Consider the following 24,368-nt stretch of genomic DNA (forward strand, 5'->3'; position numbering starts at 1 on the left):
TTGTTAACGAAGAAGATTCATGGAAACATTGTCAAAGAAAATCGCAAAACTGATTTTACAGAATCCAATAGTTGATCTTTTAATGGTCCCTTTTGTATTCGTCTCCGTTGTTGTTTTGAAAATAGCCCGGTCAATTGGGATAGCTAAGCTTCCGATATCTCGACGCGTTATGGTAAGCGTTGGCATTATGCCCATCAGAGACCATTATTATGAGCCCCTCTTTAACAAAAAACATCTGATCAAGCCGCTTTCGGACGACAGAACATTGCCTGGCATTGCCTGGAACGTTGAGGAGCAACTGTCAATTTTAAATAGTTTTCATTACAACGGCGAATTTCAAAATATTGGAACACAGTACAGCAATGATTTAACATTCCACTTCAACAATAACGCTTTTGAGTCTGGTGATGCGGAGTATTGGTATAATATAATTCGTCTAAAAAAACCCAAAAGAATAATTGAAATTGGAAGTGGTAATTCAACGAGATTGGCTCGCTTGGCGATAGAAAATAACAAAAAAGAGAGTGCCGATTATCGATGTGAACATATTTGTATCGAGCCCTTCGAGGCGCCTTGGTTGGAAAAGCTGGGTATCAAGATCATTCGAGACCGTGTTGAGAATGTGGATAAAATGCTTTTTCAAAGTCTTGGAAGTGGTGACATTCTCTTTATCGACTCATCTCACATGATACGTCCTCAAGGCGATGTCCTTTTTGAATACCTCGAATTGCTGCCCATCCTGAATAAAGGTGTAATCGTTCACATCCACGATATTTTTTCGCCCAAAGATTATCCGGAGAGCTGGATCTTTGAGGAAGCAAAGTTCTGGAATGAACAATATTTATTGGAAGCATTCTTAACGTCTAACAACGACTGGAAAATAATTGGGGCTGTAAACTTTCTCCATCATAACCACTACGAAAAGTTGAAGGGGAAATGTCCGAGGTTGACTCCGGAAAGAGAACCGGGTTCATTTTACATGGAAAAGCTGGTTTAATTTGTGGCGGGTCGATTTATCGGGGCCGGGCGTGAGCAGTTCAGAAGTGAAGTCAACAATAATGCAGTTCGGCAACGGCTACGCCCTCGTGCTTGTCTTCGTCATGACGATGGTCGCCTGTCGGTCGATGAATAACAAAATTGAACATTTGAACAGCTACGTTAATTATGTTCGAAAATCTAATGAGGTAGATGAGGAGGTCTGTCGTCAGCCCTTTGTAGACAAAGGCGTTCGGGACCAGTTTGGAAGTTGTAACGCCCTGGTATTTTTTTCTTCGGTTTGCCGGAAAAGAATGGACGAAGGAGTAAGCTTGGTGGTTGAGGAGGTGAGGGCGGCCGATACGGAATTGGATTTTGGTGAATCGATAACCGAAAGAGAGGTCTACAGGATAATCTTTAACGGCAAGATTAAATCAGACACCACCTATTTGCTGGTGGGAGATCATGGTATTAAATCCTGCGCGATGGTGATGAAGGGGAAGCGCGTATTTTGGTTGCAATAACGATGCGCGCCGGTGAAACCAATTGAAGAAATGGGCCCATGTTCATGACGCCGCAATCACGCTGACATTGCGATCACTGTAGTCGGATAGCAAAGATTCAAACGCAGGCGCAGACAGGCTGATGATCTCGTCGAACCCGTAGCAAAATCCCAGGACAAACGCTTCGTTGTTGTCGAGAAACTTTGAGCCAAAGAGATAAGTCGACGCCTGGGTGTAGTTGTGGATGGATTGAATGGCGCCACCGTTGGCAACCTCTTTTGTATTATTCAGATAAATCTCAGCCTGATCTGTCTCAAATTCTCCCAGAATCTTGGCGGATTTGACGGATGCAATGCTAAAGATGTAAATCTTGTTGTAGTCATTTAAAATTTGCAGCAGGCCTTTGCTGTTCTCTAAAATAAAGGTGTCACCCATGTTGAATTCAATGCCATTGCTTTCCTTGAAAACCAGTTGGCTGATGCTGTATATCTTCGTATTGATTAAATAAGGAAGGCCTAAATTCTTCATTTTGCGAAGGGGGATTAGCTTACAGATACTTTGCCACATCCGCGGCGGTGACCTCATCGCCACTCATGATCACGAGTCGCTCGATCACGTTGCGCAATTCGCGAATATTACCCGTCCAGTTATGTTCTTTTAATTTCTCCAACGCCGCGGGCTGTATGCTTTTTCTGCGGGCGCCGTATTCTTCGGCAATATCGTCCAGGAATTTGTCAGAAAGCAGGCCGATGTCTTCTTTGCGCTCGTTGAGGGCAGGCACCTTGATCACAATCACACTCAAACGATGATAGAGGTCTTCGCGAAATTGGTTGGCGTCAATTTCTTTGCGCAGGTCTTTATTCGTGGCAGCAATAACGCGCACGTTCACGCTGATCTCTTTGTCGCCACCCACACGGGTGATCTTATTCTCTTGCAGGGCGCGCAACACTTTGGCTTGCGCCGATAAACTCATATCACCAATCTCGTCGAGAAAAAGCGTGCCTCCTTCGGCGAGCTCGAATTTGCCAAGCCGTTGTTTGATGGCCGACGTGAACGAACCTTTCTCGTGGCCAAACAATTCGCTTTCGATAAGCTCGGAGGGGATCGCCGCACAGTTCACCTCCACCAGCGGCCCATTGGCGCGCTTACTTTTCTCATGGATCCAGCGCGACACCAGTTCTTTGCCCGAGCCGTTGGGGCCCGTCACCAAAACCCGCGCATCCGTCTGCGCCACCTTTTCGATCATTTCCTTCACGTGAACAATGGGAGCCGACTCACCGATCATTTCGAAGCGTCGCGAGATTTTCTTCTTCAGCGTTTTGGTTTCCTTCACCAGCGACGATTTGTCCAGCGCGTTGCGCAGCGTGATCTCCAGCCGTCCAAGGTCAAAGGGTTTTTGTAAAAAATCGAACGCGCCTTTCTTAACGGCCTCCACCGCCACATCGATCGTGCCGTGAGCGGAGATGACAATGAAGTTGGCGCCGATGCCGTTTTCCTTGGCCTTTTCCAACACTTCGAGCCCGTCCATTTTGGGCATTTTGATGTCACAGATGCAGAGGTCGAACTGGCCCTGTTCCAGTTTCTTATAGCCCTCCTGGCCGTCGCCGGCTTCTTCAACGTCGTGGTCTTTTTCTTCGAGGATCTCTTTCAGGATGGCCCGTATTTTCTGGTCGTCTTCAATGATGAGGATTTTCGACATGGTTGCGCTAGTGTTAAAAGGTTAAAAATAGAAAAACCTGCCCGCTTTTTTGAAACGGGCAGGTTTTAAAAATAGCAAGCCTGTAAGCCGGGTTCTGTTTCCGCCGAAGCGGATCCCTATCATTTATCTGGTCATGGCGTCGCCACCATGATCAATCAGTCTACCCGCCACGGTTACATACGGCTTGCGCCGCACGAAGGAACGGGCAATTCCAACCATGGCCTATTTGACCTTTCAACGCGTAAGGTTTACCCTGCACCGTCTGTCGCCAGCCGGCCGGTGAGCTCTTACCTCACCTTTTCACCTTTTCCTGTCCCGACAAGTCGGAACGGGTAGTTTGTTTTCTGTGGCACTGTCTGTGACCCCGGTTGCCCGAAGCCCCTTCCCGTTAGGAAGTACGCTACCCTGTGTTGCCCGGACTTTCCTCCCCCCAGCAAGCTCGGAGGCGATAAGGCGGCTTGTTGCCGGTAAAGGTAGGGCATCCGGGGTTCATCTCATAGCAGGGTGGTCATTGCCATCAGCATAGTCTCCTGCCTCGGGGACTATGCCGGAGACGGAGGGGGACAGTTGGTGTTGCATTTATCGCGAAGATCAGGATGCGATTTTGCAGAAATAGAAATACAGGCAGTCATTTTGTATTCTATCTTTACTTAGGTCAATCCCAACGGCCAACGGTGAGCCTGGGAATGGCATTCCTTCGTCTATGCATGCGATGAAAAAGAACGTCCTGATCATTTTTGCCTGCATACACGCGTGCCTGTTATCGTGGGCCCAGGACGTTCCCGTTTTGCCGCCCCTGCCCGACACCACGACAATAACTTCACCCGCCCCGGTGGTGCAGCCTTCGCATGGGAGGCGATCCGTATTCTATGCCCGGGCAGGAGTGAGTTTTTTCATGGCCTACAACCCAACGCAAACCATCATGCTCTATGCGCCGGGAGTGACTGTCGCGCCCGGCATCAGGATGCTGCAAAATAGAGATGCCGCACTCACGCTTAGTTTCCCAATCACCCTGGGGTGGTCGCGGACAAAAGCTTTTGCTGATCTTGACCTTCCGGCCATGGTCGATCTTCATATCGGATCGGCTGCCGGCAACAATCAAAACTCACGCATAGGTCTTGTTGTCGGTGCCGGTGTGGCTTATCTGTATGCCGAAAACTTTAACGAACGAACGCTACACGTCGGTGGCCTTCGGTGTCATGCGGGCATTGCGTTTGGCAAAAAAAATAACGATTCCCGGAATCTCGTTTTGATCAGCTATGGAGAAAGTACCACGCCAAGTCGCAACTAGGTTATTGGTATAAGCTTTCAGTTCATCATGATGAATGATGAATGATGAATGAGTAAAGGGTGGCCTGCATAGTCTCCCGTCTCGGGGACTTTGCTGATTTGAATAGGAGAGACTATTCAGGGTGACGGAGCCGGTCTAGCGCCATCATCACCCGCGACACCATGCCATCGCAATAAACAAGATTGAACTCAAAAATATCCTCGGGCGAATACATCTTCTCGATCTCCGATCGCAGCATTTTCTTGGCCCGGTTCAGTCGCACTTTCACATTGCTCTCCGACAGGTCGAGGACTTCCATGGTTTCGGCAACGCTCAGTTCGTTTAGGGTGCGGAGGGTGAAAACGATCCGGTACTCTTCGTCGATCCGGCTCAGCGCATTTTCTAACACCCGACCAAGCTCCTTGTTGACAAGACTTTTTTCGGTGTTCGCGGGCTGTTGAAACATAGGGGTGGCAGGTGGGGTGGTGTCGGCGGTGATCTCGTTTTGGAAACTGAACTTTTGTTTTTTCTGAAAGCAGTGGTTGAGCATGATGCGGGTGAGCCAGTCTTGAACGACGACCGCTTTTCAAATTTGGCCAGGTTCATATAGGCGCTGATGTAGGTTTCCTGCATCAGGTCTTCGGTATCCTGGTGATTATACCGGTACGTACGGCCGATCTTGTAAAGGAAAGCGTTGTACCGGCGGATCAGCATCTCATAGATCGCTTCCTCTCCATGCACGATCTTCTCGATGATTTCCTGGTCGGTATATTGCTCTGTTTGATTTTTCACGAAGTGAATTTACGCATTAATCGACACCGATCTTCTCTTTCAAAACCAGGTTGCCGCCAAAATAATTGCCCACGATCATAAACGTTACCAGCGCACCTTTCCCTGCTATCATCAGCAACGAATCGGGCAGCAGCTGCGGATAATTTTTGTAGGCCAGGAAGGCAATCACGCTGTAGCCAATCACCACCGTGGTGTTGATGCTTCCGTGGATCAACACTTTCACAACCAATCGCGGTTTGTCTTTTGCGACACCGAGCAGGTCGATGCCGCCCGCCAGTATCGCCATACCTCCCAGGACAACGCCGCCGGCCATGGCATAGAACGAAGCATAGACAAACGAGTTGATATCATAAGCATAGGCAATGATCGAGCAGACCAGGTCCATGGGGAAAAGCGCCGAAGGAAAATGGACGAGCATCACATGCACCGGGTGTCCAAAAATCTTCATGCCGGCGTCAGGCAAAGGCAAACAACAATAAAGCCACAAACCCGCTCACGGCCAGCAGCGCATGAACCAGGGCGATGGCCACCGGGTTGGATTTCTTTATCGTGTCCTGGAAGAACAAATAGAAACCTCCCAACGCGGCGATCACAAACAGGATGAGGCTGACTTTGGGAAAGTTGTCCGGATGTTGCAGCGCAAAAACAGCCAGCAGCACCAGGCCTGTGGCGGCAACAAGACCGTGAGAATAGACCACGCCCCGGGGCGCATTTTTATGGGTGAGCCATTTCACAAGAATGGTCAGACCCAAAACCGCCGCGACGGCAAATAAAGCAATGGCAAGATAGAGCATGTTCGTAAGTTTTGGTTACGAACCAATAGAGTGGGCGACGTTGGGAAGGGTTACAAAAAGCCTGCGTTTTTTTTTTAAGATGCCCGTCAATAGAAAATAAACAAGATCAAAAGCACCACGGCGGTGACGGCACAAAGGGCGTGGAGCACCACGATCAGGGCTGGGCCCGGTTTCTTTTTCCAGAGATCGTTTCGGAAGAGATACAGCCCCAGGAGGGCCGTGATGAGGAAGAAATACAGGCTTGCTTTCGGGAAATTATCGGCGTTGTTGAAAGCGTAGACGATAAACAGCGTGAGGCCCACCGAGGCCATCACGCCATGCATAAAAACCGGCACTTTTGGTGTGGGGAGTCGCTTGGTCAAAATAGCATAGGCCACGGTAAAACCCGTGCCGGCAGAAAAGGCGATGAACAATAGGGCTACGACTAGCATAAATTTCGTCTGGTTAGGTTAAATCCAGAAGGAATATAGTGATCTATACTCTTAAATGAAATAAGATTATAGGAAAGGTCAGCCGGTGTTAGCGCTCTGGGTAAGGGCTATTCAAAAAGCCGGACCCTCAAGGTGAGAGACATCAATGGTGCTATGCTACGTGTTTTGAGGCACCCAATATTACTTTGTATTTTGCCATTCAAATAACACATCTGACAAATGATGGGATACTTTGCAGTCGCCATGCTTTTCTTTGCTTTGATTGCTCTGGCGACAAGACCCTTTACAGTTTTATTTCATGAGCTTGGTCATGCCATTCCGGCAATTCTGTTGACCGGAAAATCGGTTTCCATTTACATAGGCTCTTATGGTGACCCAAACAAGAGCCTGCATTTTAGCGTTGGACTACTGGATGTTTGGTTTAAATATAATCCGTTTTCGTGGAAACTTGGCCTTTGTGTTCCATCGGCAAAACACATTTCTATAAACAAACAAATTATTTACACATTAACAGGGCCTTTGACATCCGTTGTAGTGGCATCCGTAGCTTGTTATTTCACCTTTGCTTATGATCTTCACGGTGCGATCAAACTCGTTCTTATCATCTTTCTGGGTTCATCGATCTTTGATTTATTTATAAATCTCATTCCGCGTGGCACTCCCGTAAAACTATATGATGGCAGTTTGGTCTACAACGACGGCGCTCAATTGAAGCGACTGTTCCATTATAAGAGAATACCAAAAGCGCTTGAGCGAGCAGTCGAACTTTGCAACGAGGAGAAATTTGCGGAGGCGGCTACTGGTTTTAAAGCCTTGCTAACGGACGGATTCGAGAATGAACATATCTACAAGCTGGCCGTCAGCTCCTTCCTGCAAGCGAAAAATTATAAAGAAGCGAAAGATATTTCTGACCAGTTCATCCTCTACGGTAAAATGGATTCTGACGATTTTACGAACGTAGGCATCTCCTATTCACGTTTCGACCAGCATGACGAGGCGTTAGCGTTTTACGAAAAGTCATTAGAATTGAATCCCGACAATAAATTTGCGTTGAATAACATGGGATTTACTTTAAACATACTCTGCAGATTTGAAGAAGCTATCCCTCTATTTGATAAGGCGATTGAAGTTGATAAATTACTTGCATATTCCTATAATAACAGAGGACTTGCGAAAATCAAGATTGGAAAAAAGGAAGAGGGACTTGGAGATATAAATCATTCATTCGAGCTCGACAAGAATAATGCCTATGCCTATCGCAACCTGGGCATTTACCATCTCGACCAGGGCGAATATTCCAAAGCACTGGAACTATTTAAAAAAGCAAAACAACTTGACGGCGAAGTCCATTCGATTGACGATCTCATCAATAAGACAATCCAGGGCGGTGTAGGCTGAGGATACCATTTCCAACAGCCAGCGCAATTGGAAGACAAGATGGAGGGAACACAGATCCTCCGCTGAAAAATGATTAGAATAATAAGAGCTGCGCGAACGCAGCCTTTGTTGTTTCTTTGGAATATCCAAGCGTACATTTTGAATCGAGTGTACGGCTTATGCCTTCAGCAACTCTTCAAGCTCGCGTTTTCCCTTGGCCGTGGCGAAGGGCAGAAAGATGCGAGCGATCATTTTGCTGTAGTGTTCCATTTGCTGCTCCTCGGTCTGTTGCTTAAAGGAGATAGCCGCCTCCGAGATCCAAAACCGCGCGATCAGCGCAATGGTGGAGACCAGGAAATTAACTTCAGTGGCATCGGCAGAAATATATTTCCCTTTTTGAAGCGCTTGAATGTTGGTGGACCAAGTGTCGTTCCGGGTGGACTGGATCTTGCTATAACGTTTTGCCACGATGGGGTTTCGTTCCATTATATGGACAAAGCTGAGCATGAGGCAGCGGTAGCGGATATGGTTTCGAAACACCTGGTGCAGCATATCAAAAAAAGCTTTTAAAGTCACGTGCTCCACGGGAACGATGGTTCGGTTGTTCTCTTCCGCCAGGTCGAGCGAAAGGCGGTTCACCAGGTCGTCTTTTGTAGGGAAATAGTAGGTGAGGTTCCCGACCCTCATCTTCAAGGCCGCGGCCAGTTCGCGCATGCCCACGTATTCAATGCCCGACGCATTGAACATCTTCAGCGCCATTTCTACGATCTTTTTTTCGGTAGGTGATTTACTTTCCATAAAAATTTGGTCAATGTCCTAACCTTTTGAGAAAGCCTCCGTATATTAGGTCATTGTCCAAATATCATATAAAACTTATACAAAACCATGATTCGTTCGATTTTATTGGCACTCTCGGCAGCAACGGCGGCCGGGATCCTCTTTGTCAATCTCTACAATTCCACGGTCGACGCCCCCAATTGGGGCGCAGACATTCCCAACTCCCTGGTGGCGGCCCGGCACTACTTTACGGTTGCCAACCCAGGCAATTTCTTTAGGGTAGTTTCCCCCCTCAACCAGGTGCTGGCCCTGATTGCCGTGATCGCCTGCTGGAAGTCCGGCAACGCGCGTTATATTGCTCTCGGGTCGCTGGTGCTAGCCGTCCTGGCCGATGCGTTTACGTTTGGTTATTTCTATCCGCGAAATGAGATCCTCTTTGTCGCGCCGATAGAAGCCGGTGTGGATACCGTCCGGCAGGCGTGGCAAGAATGGTCGACGATGAATTGGCTTCGAAGCGTCCTGTGTGCGGCCAACACGGTTCTGGCATTTGTGATACTGATAACAACGTCAAAAAAATCAGCGCAATGAGATATACGTATCCCCACACCATCGAAAACGGCGCAGGAGAACAGATCACTTTCGTCCGGCTCAAAGAGAATGAAAAAGGCGGCATGCTGGAAATAGAGAACCGGGTTCACCCGGGTGCGGGCCCTCCGATGCACGTTCACCACCTGCAGGATGAAAGCCTCACGGTGGTAGAGGGCAGGATTGGTGCGCAGGTTGCCGGACAGGAGCCAACGTTTCACGGTCCGGGCGAAACCGTCACGTTCCTGCGCGGTGTCGCACACCGGTTTTGGAATGCAGGCGACGACGTTCTCATCTGCAAGGGATGGGCCAGCCCGGCGTACAACATGGAGTATTTCCTCACGGAGATCTACCGCTCCACAAAAGCCAATGGCGGGAAAGAACCCTCGGCGTTTGACGGCGCCTTCCTTCAAACGAAATACAAAACCGAATTTGATGTCATCGAAATACCCACGTTGGTGAAGAAGGTGATATTTCCCATCATACTGCTGCTGGGTAAGCTCGCCGGAAAACACCGCCGGTTTGATGGCGCACCGGAAGCGGTGAGCCTTGTTCGTTGACTTTGAAAAGCCGCGCTGCGTTATTTATTTACCGCGTTGATACTGTCCTAAGGAAGTTCGCAACAAGGAATCCACTAGGCGGCGTTTCATCTTCTCGACTTTGGCTATTTAATCTTTCTTTTTTGAAGCTACCTCCTTTGCGCCCTTCATCAACTTGGCATCAATTTTCACTTGAATTTTTTCCGCCGTCATTTTCTGACCTAATATTTTCGGCGTTTCGATTTTGTAGTCTGCCAGCGCGACGGTGAAATCACTCAGAAGCTTGACGCCTTCCTTGTCGACAACAACAGTTCCCTTTTCGGAGACTTCCTTTTCGACGCCGTGGATCTTTAGTTTGCCTTTTGCTGTAACAGGATAAGAGCCGGGTTTGTCATAGTCGATTTTTCCTAGGATTTTTCCTTTAAAACCGGCCGTCGTATATTTTTCCGTTTCCAGATATTTCTTCTCGGCATCCCTGCCCATTTTTCCATTCTTAAACTCGAAATCTTTCATGGCCATGTCGAAAGTCACCTCACCATCGGAAGGATTTAGTGCCACTTTAACCTTGTTGTTTTTCGCGTCAACATCGGCCACTGGCGCTTTTGCGAAGAATGAGACAAATCCCTTGGTGCTCGTGTATTTATTTTGTGCAACAACTCCGGAGAGCGGCAACAAAATGGTGCAAATAATCAATAGGGTTTTCATACCGTGTCATTTCCTTGTATAGGCCAAGAAATATGCCACAGTGATTCTATGGGTATTTGTTTCCATACGAGTTGTTGCGGTCGGCCGGGGGTGGGGTTTTATTTCTACAAATGGGGAAAGCGTCAATTGGCCATTTCAATGAAAATGTATAAGGGATACCCGAAAATGTATAAATCAATGACCAGCCAATCTGAGACTTTTACATCGTTAATATCACAACGAAAAACAAAACGATGAAAAAGACAGTATTGGTTACGGGTGCTTCCTCTGGTTTTGGCAGAGAGATCGCGAAGTTGTTTCAAAGAAATGGCTGGAACGTGGTGGCAACCATGCGCTCACCGGAAAAGGAGGCGGAACTTTCAACCTTGGAGAATGTGTGGGTCACAAAGTTGGACGTCCAGGATGCAGGGTCGATCAAGGCGGCCGTGTGCACCGCCATCGATAAGGTTGGCCGGATCGACGTTGTCGTGAACAATGCCGGCTATGGCCTGATGGGTGTGTTCGAGTCGTCAACCAGGGAGCAAATCAAGAGGCAATTCGATGTCAATCTGTTCGGTTTGATGGACGTCACGAAGGAAGTGTTGCCGCACTTGCGCAGCCAGGGGGAAGGTGTCATCATCAACGTGTCGTCTTTTGGTGGTGTTGTGGGATTGCCTTTTGGAAGTCTATACAACAGCACAAAGTTCGCTGTGGAGGGATTTTCCGAGTCGCTTTCGCATGAGCTTTTCAAATTCAACATTGCCGTGAAGATCGTGGAGCCGGGCGGTGTCCACACCAATTTTCGCGCGGGACTCGATATGATCAAGAACGAAATCCCTGAATACAACCCGCTGATGGCGTCGTTTTTTGCAAACTACACGAAGCCAACCGAACATCTCTCCAAAGCTACAGCTGAAGATGTTGCCCATACGATCTACACAGCAGCCACCGACGGCAAAGCACAATTACGTTATGTAATCGGCAATGATGCTCAATTCTACATCGATACCAAGATGAACCATGGCGATCAGGCATTCATACAGTCGATCCGGAATTTCTTCATCAAATGACCGCCCACCCGGATAGGCTACTAGCAACTAAATTCAGGATTTGATTCGGGCGCCCGCTCCTGGATTCCGTTGCTAATACTACAGCCGCTTCGATGGCATAAAACAACGGGGTGTGATTCGAGGTTGCTCAGAATTGCTCCTCGCTTTTGTCGATCAACCATCTCCCATTTCTTTTCTTCAACAAGAACATCGTCCTCATGGGCATACCGCCGTCAGTGTCCAAGCCGACAAAAACAGATGCTGTTGAATCGGTTTTTTCCTTTAAGAGAATGTTGTAAGGCTTGGCTACTTTTTTGTACGTCTCCTTTTTGCTTTCGCTCCAGCCGGCCGAGGCTTTTTTGACGTTATCAAGCGACTCCCGGTAATTTTCGGTAATGCATGCCTCCGCTTTGTCATGTTCAAAATTGTCGATGTTCTTTAAGAACTGTTTCACGGTTCCCTCGGGTGAATCACTCCCGCACGAGAACAGGATGAACGCGGTGGTGATGGTCAGTATTTGTAGGAAATATCTCATCGTCAAAAATAAATGTTTTGTCTTCGATACCGTTGTGCAGAGAAAAAAGCATTTAAAAAATATGGCGAACACGCAAATTCACGTGATGCATGGTCATTGGGCCCCATGCCAGAAGGTGAGCGACACGAGGAGGCTTTCCTTTGGTACGGGGTTTAAAAAACACCTTTTGAACCCCGGCCCGTGGGTTGCGGGGACAGGGGCAAACCATCGGCGTTGAGCAGTGCCCCTATTGAGCAATACAACACGTTGACTTTTAGTTTTTTTTGCTAAAACTCATATTTTCTTACAACATCCCGTGCTAACGGACTGGATAGTGAAATTTGCCAGATATTTTACGTTTCTTCGCCCGGTTTTATTCGTTTCCTGAAGCTATGATGTTTTGTTGCACAACGCGTGCCGGTAAATTGCAAATTAAGCTGTTTCTCGCCTTTGTTTTACTGGTTACCTTTTTTCCTCCCTCATTGGCGCAATTTCTTAAGTACAAATATGTGAACCGTGGCATGCAAGAGGGTTTCGAGTATGTCGATCGCTTTTGGATATCGCCGGACAATAAGTTTGCCTATACCGGGAGCGGCACGGGCTTGACAATATTTGACTACAACGCCACGACGGGCGCCATGGTTGTGAAGGACGTACATTATATGGAGATGTATGGATTTGGTGAGGATAGCTCGATCGGCAATTTCGTTTTCAGCAACGACGGTCGGTTTGTCTATGCGTCGGTCGTTGGCAGCCCTTACGTGTCCATCTTTACCCGCGACGTTGCTACGGGCTTGCTTACTTATTCCAGCAACATTTCTTTGACCACCAAAATCTACGCGGGCCCGGACATGACCATAAGTCCCGATGATAAGTTTCTCTACGTACAAAAAGATGCTTACACCGAGATCTACAAACGCAACACGAGTGACGGATCCCTTACACAGACAGCACACGTTTATACCGGAGGCGGTGGGATATACATTAGCAACAATGGAGACTATGTATATCAACTTGGCCGATACATGCGCGTATACCTGCGGAACCAAAGCACGGGTGATCTCACGGTTGTGCAAGAACAACCGATTACGCCCAACCTGCAACCCACGGGCGGCTTGGCGGTAACGCCTGATGAAAAGTATTTATTTACGGGTGCTGATCCCGCTGGGATTTTTCGTTTTGAAAGGAATCCGGTAAACGGATTCCTCACCTATCTTGGTAAAATGACATATCCTACTCCCGAAAACAAATACAATCCGCTGGGTCCCCTGGGTATTAGGACGTTGAAAATGAATCCCACGGGCACGCGTCTTTATGCCTGTGCCGCGGGTAACGGCGACGTGACTTCCTATGCTGTAGGCACGGATGGCTCGCTGACGCTGTTGGATAGAAAAGATTATAAAGAAGGCCCGTACGGTTTGTACTTAAGCAATGACGGTAAGTTTATTTATGAATTCGGATCGAATGAAGGTGAATTGAAAGGGAAATATTTCACCGAAACAAACAACAAACTCGATTCGGTAGGGGCGTTCTGGTATACTCAATCGCTGGACAGGGGGCTGACAGACATTTCATCGCTGGTCATGAGCAGCGACGGCCAACTGATCTATGTCAGTGGAGGTACAAGTCTGTGGGGCAATGACTCGAAATTCTTAACGGCTTTCCGGTCAGGTTTGTCGAATGGGGGTGTGATGGAGGAGATCAACCGGGTCACATTTGAAAGCTTTGGAGGCACCAATATCATCGGGATTAAAGAGATGCGGGTGACGCAGGATAAGAAATTTTTGATTGCCGCTGCGACCACAAACGCGGCGGTTGCTGGCGGGATAGTCTTGGTATTTGCCATCGATGCTTCGGGGGCAATCAAATACCAGTCGCAAATACCGTCGGTCAAGTCGCTGCGCCACCTATTGTCGAGCAGCGATGGCAAGTTCCTTTATGTTACCGACGAGAATAATTCGTTACGCACCTACAGTTGCAGCAGTGCTGGCGATCTTACTTTGATCAATACCTTAACGGCCAGTAGCCTCACCAAGCTGCCCTATTGGTTGCCTTATGATATGATACCTTCGCCCGACGGTCGGTACGTATATGTGGTGTCGGAGAGAGACGGGAACAACAACCTGATAACTTTCCAACGCGACAACACCACCGGGCTGCTTCAGTTTCAGGAGAGCACTAGCTTGCAGACCTATGGATTTGGTGACTATCTCGATATATTTTTGAGCGACCAGAGTAAGATGCTCTATCTTGCCAACGCGAGATATGGCGACGGTAACCTGCAATCCTATACCTGGGATCCCGCCACGGGAAAGATTGGAGACATGATTTGCCGTGTAAAGACTGCCGAAGATTTCGGCGCTGGTTACATCACGCCGTCCGGGGCTTACCTCATCTTAAATTCGGCACACACATCGGCGTTCTACGAATTGATGACGAATGGCTCGATAGCCTACGTGGGCACACAACAAAAAGTAGGGGGATCGCATTGGTCGGAAGGATCCGTGTCGGAAGGGGAGGCATTTCTATTGCCCGCCAATTCGAATCTGGTCTACGCAGGTCGCCAGCAACAGGGCGTTTGGGTTTACTCGTACGAAGATAAATTCCCGCCTGCCCCGCCCCAAAAAGTGACCGCCCAAGGCGGCGATAGACGAGTTACCGTGTCTTGGGAACCCATTGCCGCGCCAGGCGCTGTCTATCATATCTATCGGTTGACCACTGCTCCGTGGACACCGAACCGGGCCACAGAGATCGCTCAAACGGCAGCTTCGACCTTCGTGGATACGGGGGTGCCCCCATACACGACCGCTTACTATTGGGTTACCGCTACTGCGGAGGGATCGACCAGTACATTTTCGCTTCCTGCAAACGCTACGCCAAGCGACCTGCCCCCCGGTGTCCCCAAAAATGCTGCCTTACAAGCCGGTGACAAGTTTTTAAAAATAAGCTGGTCCGCAAACACGGAAGATGATTTGAAAAACTATACGGTATATCGTGCCCTGGTCAACTCATCCTCGTCGTCTAGTGTGCTGGCCACGACAACGTCGACCACATATACGGACGCTTCCGTGGACTATGACAAAGTTTACTATTACTGGGTTGTAGCGAATGATACCAGATCACTGACAAGCGCGATGAGTCTGGTGGTTTCCGGCAAGGCCATCGACGGGCCACCCACAGTGCCATCGGGAGTGAACTTAAAGACCGCCGACAAATACATCTCGTTGACGTGGAATGCCAACGTTGAATCTGACCTGGCCGGGTACCGGGTCTATAGAAACACGAGCCCGGATTGGAACACAGCGACATTGTATTCGTCGCCCACGGTTAACCAACTTCGCGATGACCAGGTGGACTACGGTAGCGTATACTACTTTTGGCTTCAGGCCGTGGATAAAGCCGGCCATCAAAGTGCTGTAAGTCAGGTCTACAGCGGTTCTCCCGTGAATTCGCCTCCGGGTGCACCCAAAGGTCTCAGGCTTTCGGCCGCTGACAAATACATCACACTAACGTGGCAGGCCAATAGCGAATCAGACATTTCTTCTTACGAAATTTTCAAGAGTACGACCGCTTTATTTAGCGACCCGATATTGTATCAAACCGTGAAGACCACAACGGTCGAAGATCAACAGGTTGAATATCAACAAACCTATTATTATGAGATCCGCGCCGTAGATATCCAAGGTAATAAAAGTCAATTCTCGGCAATAGTGTCGGGAATGCCTGTTAATGACCCCCCCGCGAAGCCAACGGGCGTGTTGGTCAGCACGAGTGGTAAAAGTAGCACGATACAATGGCAGGCCAATCAAGAGGTTGATATAAAAGGCTACGCTGTCTATAGAAGCAAGACAAGCGATTCATTGAGCGTGGTACTACTGGGCGTCACCCCGGGCAGGACATTCACCGACGTTGATGGACTAAAAGGGGAAGGCTTTTATTGGGTAAAAGCCTATGACAACTACGACCTCTATAGCCCATTTAGCGATGTAGTCAGTGTGATCATTACGGCGACAGAAGCGGCCAACGCCGTGCGTTTCCCCGTGTATCCCAACCCGGTATCCGATTTTCTAAAACTGGAATGGGATGGCGCGGTTACCGCTAGCTATATTTTCTATGATGCGAACGCAAGGCCGGTAAAGCAAGGCAAAATTGAACCAGGCGAGCTTATCGATGTTCGCGATCTTGCTGCGGGTTCTTACGAATGTGTGATTGTGGTTAACAAAAAGTCGATGGCGATAAGTATCATCAAGCAATAGCGTAGGAATGTTATTTTGTGACCATCCGGTGGCAGTGATCAGATTGGCGGTATGAGGCCTGATCGATCGGCGCATGCGAATTGACGGCAGCGCGATTTGATTCGAGACGGGTTAGAATTGTTCAACAGGAACATCGTTCTCATGCGCATACCATCGTCAGTGTCCAAGCTGACAAAAACAAGCATGCCAATGACCTTACCAAAGGTTTTCACTGGTGCCATAGCCCCTGCACACTTGTGCGACCCAGAAAGAAATGCTTTGAAGAGCGTAGAATCAGTGAATATCTTTCCCCGTTAATTTAAATTCATAATGATCCGCCAACTGCGCCACTTCCTGGATCATTTCCTTGATCTGTTCTTGCGACACGCTGGCCGCGAGGCAAGACGCCTCCACTTTCAAATAACCTTCCTCCAGCACAAACTTGCTGAAGTCGAAATTGGCGTTCTGCTCCAGCAAATTTTTCAAATCGATGTTGGGCGCAAACTCGCAAACCTTAGACGTGAAAACAGCTTGGTCGCGACCGGAAACAGCGCTGGTCTGGGTGATGGCCAGCACGGTCTGGTAGCGGCTGCCATTGAGGGGAACAACTACTACGGATTTCGAATGATCGTAGTCTGTGAACTGACCGCCGATCTGTTCAGCGTATTGCTGAACGTAGTTCATGATGTTCATTTGGCTCTGTAATTTAAGTGCCTAGGAAGATAGGAAAATTGAAGCGCATCCTGAACACGCGACAACATTAAATTTACCACGCTTTACGGTAACACTGCGGTTCCTTAGAAATAGAAGGCATGAAAACGGGTACCCTTGGAGGAGAACTCGAATGTGGGGGCTGGCAACTTGATCATATTGGCAACGAAAATTAGGGTATTGAGCACTTTGGAGCGCGACTTGATCGCCCGGAGGTCAAAGTCCAACCCAATGTAGAACTGGCGGTAGGGGGCGGGGTAGCCGGCGGCGAGGTTCTCATTCACCCGTGCATACACCATGCCTTCGGCGCCATGACCCACCACGATGTTGAGCCAGCGTGGAAAGCGCATGAATTTGTCCATGTCCACCGAAAGCCAGTAGGTTTGGCCGTTATAGTCTTTGAAGATCTCGCCGGGCATGCCGTCGCCCAGCGTGTTGGGGCGAAGCGGGGCGTAGTCGGTGCGGTGGAAGGAGAACTTGGGAAAGATGCGGGGTTCTTTCCAAAGGCGGGCCTGGCCCAGGTAGAAGGCGGCACCGGCAGCGTCGGCCACCAGGTCGCCTGCGGAGGCGCCATAGGCTTGCGAAAAGCCGTCAAAGATCTCGATGGGCACCATCACGCCAAAGCCCACGAGGGCACCAACCAAGTCCGACTTCTTTGGTTTCACATTGCACCATTGCAGCGCGCGTGAAGTGCCATAGCTGAGATAGAAGGCCGAAAGGAAATGGCCTGTCTTATCCACCTGTTTCCATTCGTCGTCGTCGTTAAAGAATCGGAACGATTGGTGGCCGGCGTCTTTGTACCATAGTTCATTCAGCCCTGCCAGAGTGATGCTGTAGCCTACGGTGGAGCCGATCACAAACGTGCGAAGTCTTTTTTTGTTTACCTGCGTAGAGTCGGCCACCTGGGCCTGAGACAGGGTGAAGAGGAAGAGCAGCACGAAGAGAGTTATACTATTCCGTACCATCTTCGGGTTTTAGGGCGTCCTTGTTCAGGGCGGCGGCCTCTTCCTTGTCTTTTTTCTTGCGGTTGCGCGAAGAGCGGAACAAGTCGCGCAGTTCATCAAAGCTTTGGGTATGGATGAGGCTGGCGCCGGTGGTCATCGCGGTTTGGGTGTTCACAGACGCGAGGATAGGGTTCACGTTGGTGCGGCTGTACATCTTTACGCGCAGCTTGCCATCGGCCGTCAGTTTGTAATCAACGGTCCAGTCACCCGCCACAGTAGATGGATTGGGTTGAGTGCCTGCTGTGGTCTGGCCGCTGGTGTTGTTGAACGTGCCGTCGCCCGTGACCCGCAGCCGGCCGTGCATGAAGGTGTAGGAAAAGCGAAGTTGGAAGGTGTTGAACGACTCCTGGTCCATCGAGGCAATGTCCACGTCGATCTGAAGATTTTCGTCCACCTGGCTCATCCAGTAGCTGAGCTGGTTCGAGAGCAATTCGCTCAAGCTGCTCACCACGGTGCCGCTGGTGTTGAACGCATCCGGTGGCGAGAAGCGGCGCAACACGATGAGGCTAAACACCTGGCGCTTCAATTCTTGTTCGTCGAGCTTGTTCTTGAAGGCTGTGAACGCGAGTTGCAGGTTCACCGACCCGCTCTCGGTCGTCACGTTCGTGGGCAGGTCTTTGGCCACAATGTCGAAGTTGATCAGGGGCGACAGCATGGGGCCGGTCAGCGCCAGCAACACCTGCACGGGATATTTTCTTTTCAACTGTGGTGCGTTGGCGGTTGCGGGATCGTTCACGATCGGCAACAAAGAGGCCAATTGGTTATACGATGCGTTGATGTCCATGATGGCCTGGTAAGGATCGCCAAACCACGTGATGCGGCTGCCCTTCTGGATATCGAATTCTTTGTTGATGATGTCGTAGAGCGTGAAGTTATACCAGCCTTCCGTGAACTCGAAGGGGCCGTACATGTTGAAATCACCTTTCGTGTCCATTTGCATGTGCAGATCGCCTTTGCCGCGGCCGCGGATAATATCGCCCGCTTTCATGTCGAAGATGATCTCGCAATAGGCATCCGGCGTCACGTCCAGGTTCAGGTCAAAGGTGAGGCCCGTGAGGTTCACTTTCTTGCTCACATGTTTCTCGATCGTTTTGATGAACGTGGTGTCGGTGAAGTTTACAAAGTTGATAAACTCTTTCTGGTCAGTCGACGAGGCCCCGCCGATGGGGATATAGGTCTTCGTGTTCTTTTCGGTGCGCGCCGAGGAGGTGATCTTCAAATTCGATAGCGGCCCGGTGAAATTGATGTCACCCGTGGCATAGGCCTGGCCGTAGAACAAGCTGTTGTCCTTGGCCGTGGTGTTGAGCACCTGGAAGTTTTTGAACGTCCCATCCAGATCGATCGACATGCTGTTGAAGTCGTGGTGTTTAATGGCGCCATTCAGTTTGCTTTTGTTTTTGAACGCGTCCGTCAGCTCGATGTCCTTGAAATAGATCGACGTGGGGGTCAACCCGATGTGTCCCGACATGGCATAGAGGGTCTTCAGGTAGTTGATCATGATCTGCCCGTCGTGCATCGTGCCTTCGCCCTCGATCTGTGGCGCCTCCAAATGGCCGGTGATCATGAAGTCGCCGGTGATGGTGCCGCCGATGTTGCTGAAAATGTCTTCCAGGAAGGGCTCCACAATTTTCAGGTTGGCATTCTCCAGCGATGCCTTGATGTTGAGAGGTGAATTTGTGCGCGAGGGCGTGTAGTCGCCGGCAACGTTGAGAATACGATTGTCAAGCCGGTCGATAAACAGGTTGATGTCGAACTTGTTTTGTGTCGTGTCCCACTGGTTGCGGCCGGTGATGTCGCCGATCAGAAATTTGTTGATGGTGAGGTCATGGATGCTGATGCTGTTTTGCAGCGAGGGGTTCCGGTAGAAGTTGCTCATGTCCACCTCGGCGTCCATCACGCCCGTAAATTGTTTGTCGGTGAGCGCATTCAGCAGCGAGAGGTCGAGCTTGTCTACGCGGAGTGAAAGCAGTTTGGACGGGTCTTCCGATAATTTCCCATTCAGGTCGACAGATTGTTCTTCGTTGGTCAGCGCCAGGTCGTGAAAGGCCCAATCTTTGTCTTTTACCATCACGTAGTTGTTCGGAGCAAAGTGCCACTCGCGCTCCAGCACCTTCACCACCGAAGGGCTCATGGAAAGCCGCGTGCTGTCCAGCAAAAAGTCGACGGTGCCTTTCAGTCGCACGTTGTTGGTCTGTCCTTCCTGGTCCATGTCCAGGCCAAAATCGATGTGGCTCTTGTTCCAGATGCCTTCAAACAACAGACTCTTGGTTTTGAGATTTTTGTTCAGCTCCTGGCGCTGTGAGTTGATGGTGGTCATGGCCAGTATGCTGGTGCTGTCGGCGATCTTCGAGGCGGTGAGGTCCACATCCGAATGCAGGAACAGCATGTCGTTATATTTCAATGAATCAAAGTGCGTATAGGCCTGGAAGATCGTGGTGTACCCGCTGGTGAAGGTTCCTTCAATCACGGTGTTGCGCGACAGGTCCATGTCCAATCGCAACAACGGAACCAGCGGTCTGATGTCTTTTAGTTTTACGTTGATCTTCGCCTGGTAGGTTTTGGGTTTATAGGTCTTCGCCCGGTAATAGGCCGACCGCACCTTGTCGTTGTTTTTGATGTTGAGTGAAATTTCTTTCGACAAGGTTTGGATATCGCGATACAGATCGCTGAAATAATAATCACCCGTCACATTGGCATTGGCCAGCGAGGTTTCGATCAGCAGGGAGCGTTGGCGTTTGTCGCGCTGGGCGTTGAGGTGGATCGTGTCGAGGTGCAGCGACTCGTGGTTGTAGTCAATGTGAAAATCGCTGAGGTCGGCCTGACCCCGCAAGGAGTCGAGCGTAAGGCCCTGGATGTCGGCTACGAAGTTGGCGTGGAGGAAGATGCTGTCGCGGGTAAGTTTCAGCTTGTGGAGGTAAGCGGTGTCGAGCTCTGCCTGTACGTTGATTTGATTTTTGCCTTCACGCAAATCCACCGAACCACGGGCGCGGATCTGCAGGTTCGGGTCGTCGATCTCCACAAATCCATTAAAGCGTTCGGAAGCAAAGCGGGCGTTGGTCTGGATGTTGGTGTAATTGTAGCCTTTGAACCCGAGCTGGTACACTTTTCCGTCGAGTTTGAAATCGGCCGAGTGTTGCGACATGCCCTTGCCACGCACCTGACCATTCATGCTGATGGTTTGATAGGTCACGGTGTCGTTCACATAGGTACCCAACTTGAATTTATCCAGCGAAAGCCGGCCGCTGTAGACCGACTGGTCGATGTCGGCTTCGTTCACTTTAAAGTTGATGTCGGAAGTGATGTCGCCCAGGCGGCTGGAGAATTGCCCCTTGGCCACAAAGTCGTTGGGATAACCCAGAAATTGTCCATCCATGACCAGCCTTCCCAGGGGAAGAATGCGGTTGTACGTATTGTCGTTAAAGAGAAAGGCGAGATCGTGTGGATCCACCACGGAATTTTTCAGGTTCACGATCATGAACGTTTCCATGATGTTGGGCAGTCCATCCATATCCAGCGACCCGGCCAGGTGCGACTTGCCGATGTCCACCTTCATGTCGGTGAATTTGAATTTGTTGATGCGCCCGTTAAAGACGCCGTCGAGCCGGAAGGGTTGTTCGATCTTTTCCACCCCCGGCATAAACAGGGAAAGGTCCCGGGGATCGATGAGCGTGTTGTTCAGCCTGGCGTGGACCTTTGGCTTTTCGATGACGTCGTTCAGGTCTCGCAGTTGCTTATAGGAGAAGATCACCGTGTCGGACACGGTACTTCGGCCGGTTTGCAAATTCAGGTTTAAAAACTCCATCGACGTTTGACAGATCCGGAAGTAGGTCGAGATCTGCTTCACCGTAAACTTGCTTTCCAGGTCCTGGGCAATGAGGGTCTGGAGCTTGAATTCTGTGGTGTCGCCCAAAATAAAAAAGCCATCCAGCTGACCTTCATCCACCCCGAGGGAGAAGTGGTTGTAGTCGAATCCGTATTTGATGCTGTCGCGGTCCTGGTTCACGTAGGTGAACTGGCTGGCATTCACAAACGCTTCGCCGATGTTGATCTTGGGCGACTTGCCGGAGCCGCCACTGCCCGCATAGTGGGCGTTGATGTTGGCGATGAACACGTTGATGTTCAGGTCGCGCGAGGTGTCGGACTCGTTTATTTTGGTGAGGTATACGTGCGCGCTGTCCAGGTAGATGCCGTCGATGTTGACGTTCTTCTTTTCAATGAGCTGGCTCAGTTTGAAGTTGATGAGGATCTGCTTGGCGCCGATCATTTTGTTGCCGGCCGGGTCGTAGACCGACACGTTTTCCAGTTCCAGCCGGTCGAACCACAGCATGTGGAAGTTCTCGATGGTGGTCTTGAACCCGGTCATCTTGGTGAAGTCGGCCAGGAACCGCCCGATGAGATAGTTTTGAACGGGCGGCATTTGCAGGATCAGGAAGGAGGAGATGACAAAGAAAAGGATGGCCGTGACGGTGTAGGCCAGTATTTTCTTAACCCTATTTTTGATACCTTGCAAGTTCATTTGTCAACATATGCGTCCCGTTATCCTTGCCATCGAGTCTTCGTGCGATGAGACATCCGCCTCCGTCATAACAAACGGCAAGGTACTTAATAATATTATCGCCACCCAGGCAGTGCACCAAAAATACGGCGGTGTGGTGCCCGAGCTGGCGTCGCGTGCACACCAGCAAAATATCGTGGCCGTGGTGGACGAAGCACTCCAAAAATCGGGCCTTAACAAAACCGATCTCGACGCGGTGGCCTTCACCCGCGGACCGGGGTTGATGGGAGCGTTGTTGGTAGGGGTTTCCTTTGCTAAGGGGCTCGCCCTGGCGCTGGACATACCCCTGATCGAGGTGAACCACATGCAGGCTCACGTGCTGGCCCACTTTATAGGACCATCCCAACCCAGCTTCCCGTTCCTTTGCCTCACCGTCAGTGGAGGGCACACCCAGATCGTGTTGGTAAAAGACTACCTGGACATGGAGGTGATCGGCCAAACCCAGGACGACGCCGTGGGCGAGGCATTCGACAAGGCCGCCAAAGTTATGGGCTTGCCCTATCCCGGCGGCCCGTTAATCGACAAGTATGCCCAACAGGGCAATGCAAACGCATACAAGTTCTCCCAAACCAGCATGCCGGGCCTGGACTTTTCGTTTAGCGGCATCAAAACCCAGTTCCTGTACTTCCTGCGCGACGAGAAGCTGAAGAACCCCAACTTTGTGGAGGAAAACGTGGCCGACATCAGCGCCAGCCTGCAGCAGCACCTGGTGAACATGCTGTTGACGAGGCTCATACAGGCCAGCGAACAAACCGGCATCCGCGACATCGCCATCGCCGGGGGCGTATCGGCCAATTCGGGGCTGCGGAATTCGCTAAAAGCGGTGGGAGAAAAGAAAGGTTGGCGTATTTTTATTCCGGCGTTTGAATATTGCACCGACAATGCCGGTATGATCGCCATGGCGGCGCACTATAAATTTTTAAAAGGAGAGTTCAGCGCGCTGGATGTAACGCCCCTGGCCCGCATGCCCATTTAGCACCCCGGATGAAGAACCTTTTTAAGATTGGCGATACCTTGCAGTACCGGAAAGTGATCGCCGCGGCCGACGTGGCTGCTTTTCAGGGCGAGGTGGTGCACCCGGTCTACGCCACTTTTGCCCTGGCGCGCGACGCCGAATGGACCTCGCGCCAGTTTGTGCTGCAACTGCGCGACGCGGACGAGGAGGGGGTGGGCACCGAACTGACCATCCGCCACCAGGGCCCCGCGTTCGAAGGCGAGGAAATTGTTTTTACCGCCACCGTCCGGCTCCTGCAGGGAAACGAATTGGTGTGTACATACGAGGCCAAGGTGGGCAGCCGTTTAATAGCCACCGGCGAAACAGGACAAAAGATCCTGAAACGCGACAAGATCGCGGCGTTGTTCCGGAAAGAAGAACGCCCGGCGTAAACAAAGGAAAATGAAGAAATCAAGATTCTCCAACGATATCAATATCAGGAACCGGCAGGCCGGCTTCGAATACGAGTTGATGGACAAGTACGTGGCCGGCATGGTGCTGACCGGTACAGAAATAAAATCCATTCGCGAAGGCAAGGCCAATCTTCAGGATGGATATTGCTACCTTAGCAACAATGAATTGTTTGTGAAAGGCATAAACATAACGCCCTATGCCCAGGGCACGCACTATAATCACGAAGCGACCCGCGAACGCAAATTGCTGCTGAAGCGGTCGGAATTGAAAAAATTGGAAGGCAAGGTGGAGGAAAAGGGGTTAACACTCGTGCCCACCCGGCTGTTTATCAATGATCGTGGCCTGGCGAAATTGGAGATCGCCGTGGCCAAAGGAAAGAAAGTGCACGATAAGCGCGACAACATCAGGGAACGGGACGCCAAACGCGAACTGGACCGCCTGAAGCTCAAATAAAGACAAAACGTAG

23 protein-coding genes, 1 other RNA gene and 1 pseudogene are annotated in these 24,368 nt (G+C 50.1%); 11 read left to right on the forward strand and 14 right to left on the reverse strand.

Annotation, left to right across the window (positions count from 1 at the left end):
* The first annotated feature begins 19 nt into the window (after positions 1-19).
* On the forward strand, positions 20-997 hold the full coding sequence (locus BUB30_RS22265) for a class I SAM-dependent methyltransferase (RefSeq protein ID WP_073138337.1): 978 nt from the start codon (positions 20-22) through the stop codon (positions 995-997).
* A gap of 31 nt (positions 998-1,028) precedes the next feature.
* Complete coding sequence (locus BUB30_RS22270; protein ID WP_143165037.1) at positions 1,029-1,499, forward strand: hypothetical protein; 471 nt, start codon at positions 1,029-1,031, stop codon at positions 1,497-1,499.
* Positions 1,500-1,541: 42 nt separating this feature from the next.
* On the opposite strand, the gene BUB30_RS22275 is transcribed toward BUB30_RS22270, so the two are convergent.
* The 3 genes from BUB30_RS22275 to rnpB all read right to left on the reverse strand — a co-directional run bounded on the left by BUB30_RS22275 (position 1,542) and on the right by rnpB (position 3,642).
* The gene (locus BUB30_RS22275) at positions 1,542-2,006 is read right to left on the reverse strand and encodes a hypothetical protein (protein ID WP_073138341.1); all 465 of its coding nucleotides are present in this window, start codon (positions 2,004-2,006) and stop codon (positions 1,542-1,544) included.
* 19 nt (positions 2,007-2,025) lie between these two features.
* Entirely contained in the window at positions 2,026-3,177 is a 1,152-nt protein-coding gene (locus BUB30_RS22280; protein WP_073138343.1) for a sigma-54-dependent transcriptional regulator, read from the reverse strand.
* A gap of 67 nt (positions 3,178-3,244) precedes the next feature.
* Positions 3,245-3,642: RNase P RNA component class A (gene rnpB / locus BUB30_RS22285), an RNA gene on the reverse strand.
* 247 nt (positions 3,643-3,889) lie between these two features.
* On the opposite strand from rnpB, the gene BUB30_RS22290 reads away from it, so the two are divergent.
* Positions 3,890-4,468 carry a hypothetical protein gene (locus BUB30_RS22290; protein ID WP_143165038.1) on the forward strand — a complete coding sequence of 193 codons (579 nt, stop codon included), beginning with the start codon at positions 3,890-3,892 and terminating at the stop codon, positions 4,466-4,468.
* A 112-nt stretch (positions 4,469-4,580) separates the two neighbouring features.
* Here BUB30_RS22290 and BUB30_RS35485 read toward each other — a convergent pair whose 3' ends face one another.
* From BUB30_RS35485 to BUB30_RS22310, 5 genes and pseudogenes are all read right to left on the reverse strand, one after another.
* Positions 4,581-4,997 carry a sigma-70 family RNA polymerase sigma factor gene (locus tag BUB30_RS35485; RefSeq protein ID WP_245804151.1) on the reverse strand — a complete coding sequence of 139 codons (417 nt, stop codon included), beginning with the start codon at positions 4,995-4,997 and terminating at the stop codon, positions 4,581-4,583.
* A gap of 74 nt (positions 4,998-5,071) precedes the next feature.
* Positions 5,072-5,161: pseudogene (locus tag BUB30_RS35670) on the reverse strand (sigma-70 family RNA polymerase sigma factor); the annotation flags it as partial.
* A 94-nt stretch (positions 5,162-5,255) separates the two neighbouring features.
* On the reverse strand, positions 5,256-5,687 hold the full coding sequence (locus BUB30_RS22300; RefSeq protein ID WP_073138347.1) for a DUF2231 domain-containing protein: 432 nt from the start codon (positions 5,685-5,687) through the stop codon (positions 5,256-5,258).
* 7 nt (positions 5,688-5,694) lie between these two features.
* A complete protein-coding gene (locus BUB30_RS22305; RefSeq protein ID WP_073138349.1) occupies positions 5,695-6,033 on the reverse strand; it encodes a hypothetical protein in 339 nt (112 codons plus the stop codon).
* Positions 6,034-6,119: 86 nt separating this feature from the next.
* Entirely contained in the window at positions 6,120-6,464 is a 345-nt protein-coding gene (locus BUB30_RS22310; RefSeq protein WP_143165039.1) for a hypothetical protein, read from the reverse strand.
* 219 nt (positions 6,465-6,683) lie between these two features.
* On the opposite strand from BUB30_RS22310, the gene BUB30_RS22315 reads away from it, so the two are divergent.
* Positions 6,684-7,862 (forward strand): tetratricopeptide repeat protein, encoded by a 1,179-nt coding sequence (locus BUB30_RS22315; RefSeq protein ID WP_073138353.1) that lies wholly within the window; start codon positions 6,684-6,686, stop codon positions 7,860-7,862.
* A gap of 156 nt (positions 7,863-8,018) precedes the next feature.
* On the opposite strand, the gene BUB30_RS22320 is transcribed toward BUB30_RS22315, so the two are convergent.
* On the reverse strand, positions 8,019-8,639 hold the full coding sequence (locus tag BUB30_RS22320) for a TetR/AcrR family transcriptional regulator (protein ID WP_084138313.1): 621 nt from the start codon (positions 8,637-8,639) through the stop codon (positions 8,019-8,021).
* Between the two features lie 87 nt (positions 8,640-8,726).
* Between BUB30_RS22320 and BUB30_RS22325 the strand changes: the two genes are divergently transcribed.
* Both BUB30_RS22325 and BUB30_RS22330 read left to right on the forward strand, forming a co-directional pair.
* A complete protein-coding gene (locus BUB30_RS22325; protein WP_073138355.1) occupies positions 8,727-9,206 on the forward strand; it encodes an anthrone oxygenase family protein in 480 nt (159 codons plus the stop codon).
* A complete protein-coding gene (locus tag BUB30_RS22330; RefSeq protein ID WP_073138357.1) occupies positions 9,203-9,763 on the forward strand; it encodes a cupin domain-containing protein in 561 nt (186 codons plus the stop codon). The genes BUB30_RS22325 and BUB30_RS22330 overlap by 4 nt, the downstream gene beginning before the upstream one ends.
* Positions 9,764-9,871: 108 nt before the next feature.
* Here BUB30_RS22330 and BUB30_RS22335 read toward each other — a convergent pair whose 3' ends face one another.
* Positions 9,872-10,447: a YceI family protein gene (locus tag BUB30_RS22335; protein WP_073138359.1), complete on the reverse strand. Its 576-nt coding sequence runs from the start codon at positions 10,445-10,447 to the stop codon at positions 9,872-9,874.
* Between the two features lie 233 nt (positions 10,448-10,680).
* Between BUB30_RS22335 and BUB30_RS22340 the strand changes: the two genes are divergently transcribed.
* On the forward strand, positions 10,681-11,496 hold the full coding sequence (locus BUB30_RS22340) for an SDR family oxidoreductase (protein WP_073138361.1): 816 nt from the start codon (positions 10,681-10,683) through the stop codon (positions 11,494-11,496).
* Positions 11,497-11,623: 127 nt separating this feature from the next.
* Here the strand turns inward: BUB30_RS22340 and BUB30_RS22345 are convergent, their stop codons facing one another.
* Entirely contained in the window at positions 11,624-12,010 is a 387-nt protein-coding gene (locus BUB30_RS22345; RefSeq protein WP_073138363.1) for a DUF4878 domain-containing protein, read from the reverse strand.
* Positions 12,011-12,510: 500 nt separating this feature from the next.
* Here BUB30_RS22345 and BUB30_RS22350 point away from each other — a divergent pair, with 500 nt between their 5' ends.
* The gene (locus tag BUB30_RS22350) at positions 12,511-16,245 is read left to right on the forward strand and encodes a beta-propeller fold lactonase family protein (RefSeq protein WP_221408778.1); all 3,735 of its coding nucleotides are present in this window, start codon (positions 12,511-12,513) and stop codon (positions 16,243-16,245) included.
* Between the two features lie 273 nt (positions 16,246-16,518).
* Here BUB30_RS22350 and BUB30_RS22355 read toward each other — a convergent pair whose 3' ends face one another.
* The 3 genes from BUB30_RS22355 to BUB30_RS22365 form a co-directional block, all read right to left on the reverse strand.
* Positions 16,519-16,917, reverse strand: coding sequence for a type III secretion system chaperone family protein (locus tag BUB30_RS22355; RefSeq protein WP_073138367.1), 399 nt, complete (start codon positions 16,915-16,917; stop codon positions 16,519-16,521).
* Between the two features lie 104 nt (positions 16,918-17,021).
* On the reverse strand, positions 17,022-17,900 hold the full coding sequence (locus BUB30_RS22360; RefSeq protein WP_073138369.1) for a DUF2279 domain-containing protein: 879 nt from the start codon (positions 17,898-17,900) through the stop codon (positions 17,022-17,024).
* A complete protein-coding gene (locus BUB30_RS22365) occupies positions 17,887-22,455 on the reverse strand; it encodes a translocation/assembly module TamB domain-containing protein (protein WP_073138371.1) in 4,569 nt (1,522 codons plus the stop codon). Before BUB30_RS22365 ends, BUB30_RS22360 begins: the two co-directional genes overlap by 14 nt.
* A gap of 10 nt (positions 22,456-22,465) precedes the next feature.
* Between BUB30_RS22365 and tsaD the strand changes: the two genes are divergently transcribed.
* The 3 genes from tsaD to smpB are packed head-to-tail and all read left to right on the forward strand — an operon-like array spanning position 22,466 to position 24,355.
* Positions 22,466-23,470, forward strand: a complete 1,005-nt coding sequence (gene tsaD / locus BUB30_RS22370; RefSeq protein WP_073138373.1) for a tRNA (adenosine(37)-N6)-threonylcarbamoyltransferase complex transferase subunit TsaD — start codon at positions 22,466-22,468, stop codon at positions 23,468-23,470.
* An 8-nt stretch (positions 23,471-23,478) separates the two neighbouring features.
* Entirely contained in the window at positions 23,479-23,880 is a 402-nt protein-coding gene (locus BUB30_RS22375; protein ID WP_073138375.1) for a thioesterase family protein, read from the forward strand.
* A 10-nt stretch (positions 23,881-23,890) separates the two neighbouring features.
* On the forward strand, positions 23,891-24,355 hold the full coding sequence (smpB, locus tag BUB30_RS22380; RefSeq protein WP_073138377.1) for an SsrA-binding protein SmpB: 465 nt from the start codon (positions 23,891-23,893) through the stop codon (positions 24,353-24,355).
* Positions 24,356-24,368 lie beyond the last annotated feature (13 nt).

The organism is Chryseolinea serpens, assembly GCF_900129725.1.
GTDB classification, from domain to species: Bacteria; Bacteroidota; Bacteroidia; order Cytophagales; family Cyclobacteriaceae; genus Chryseolinea; species Chryseolinea serpens.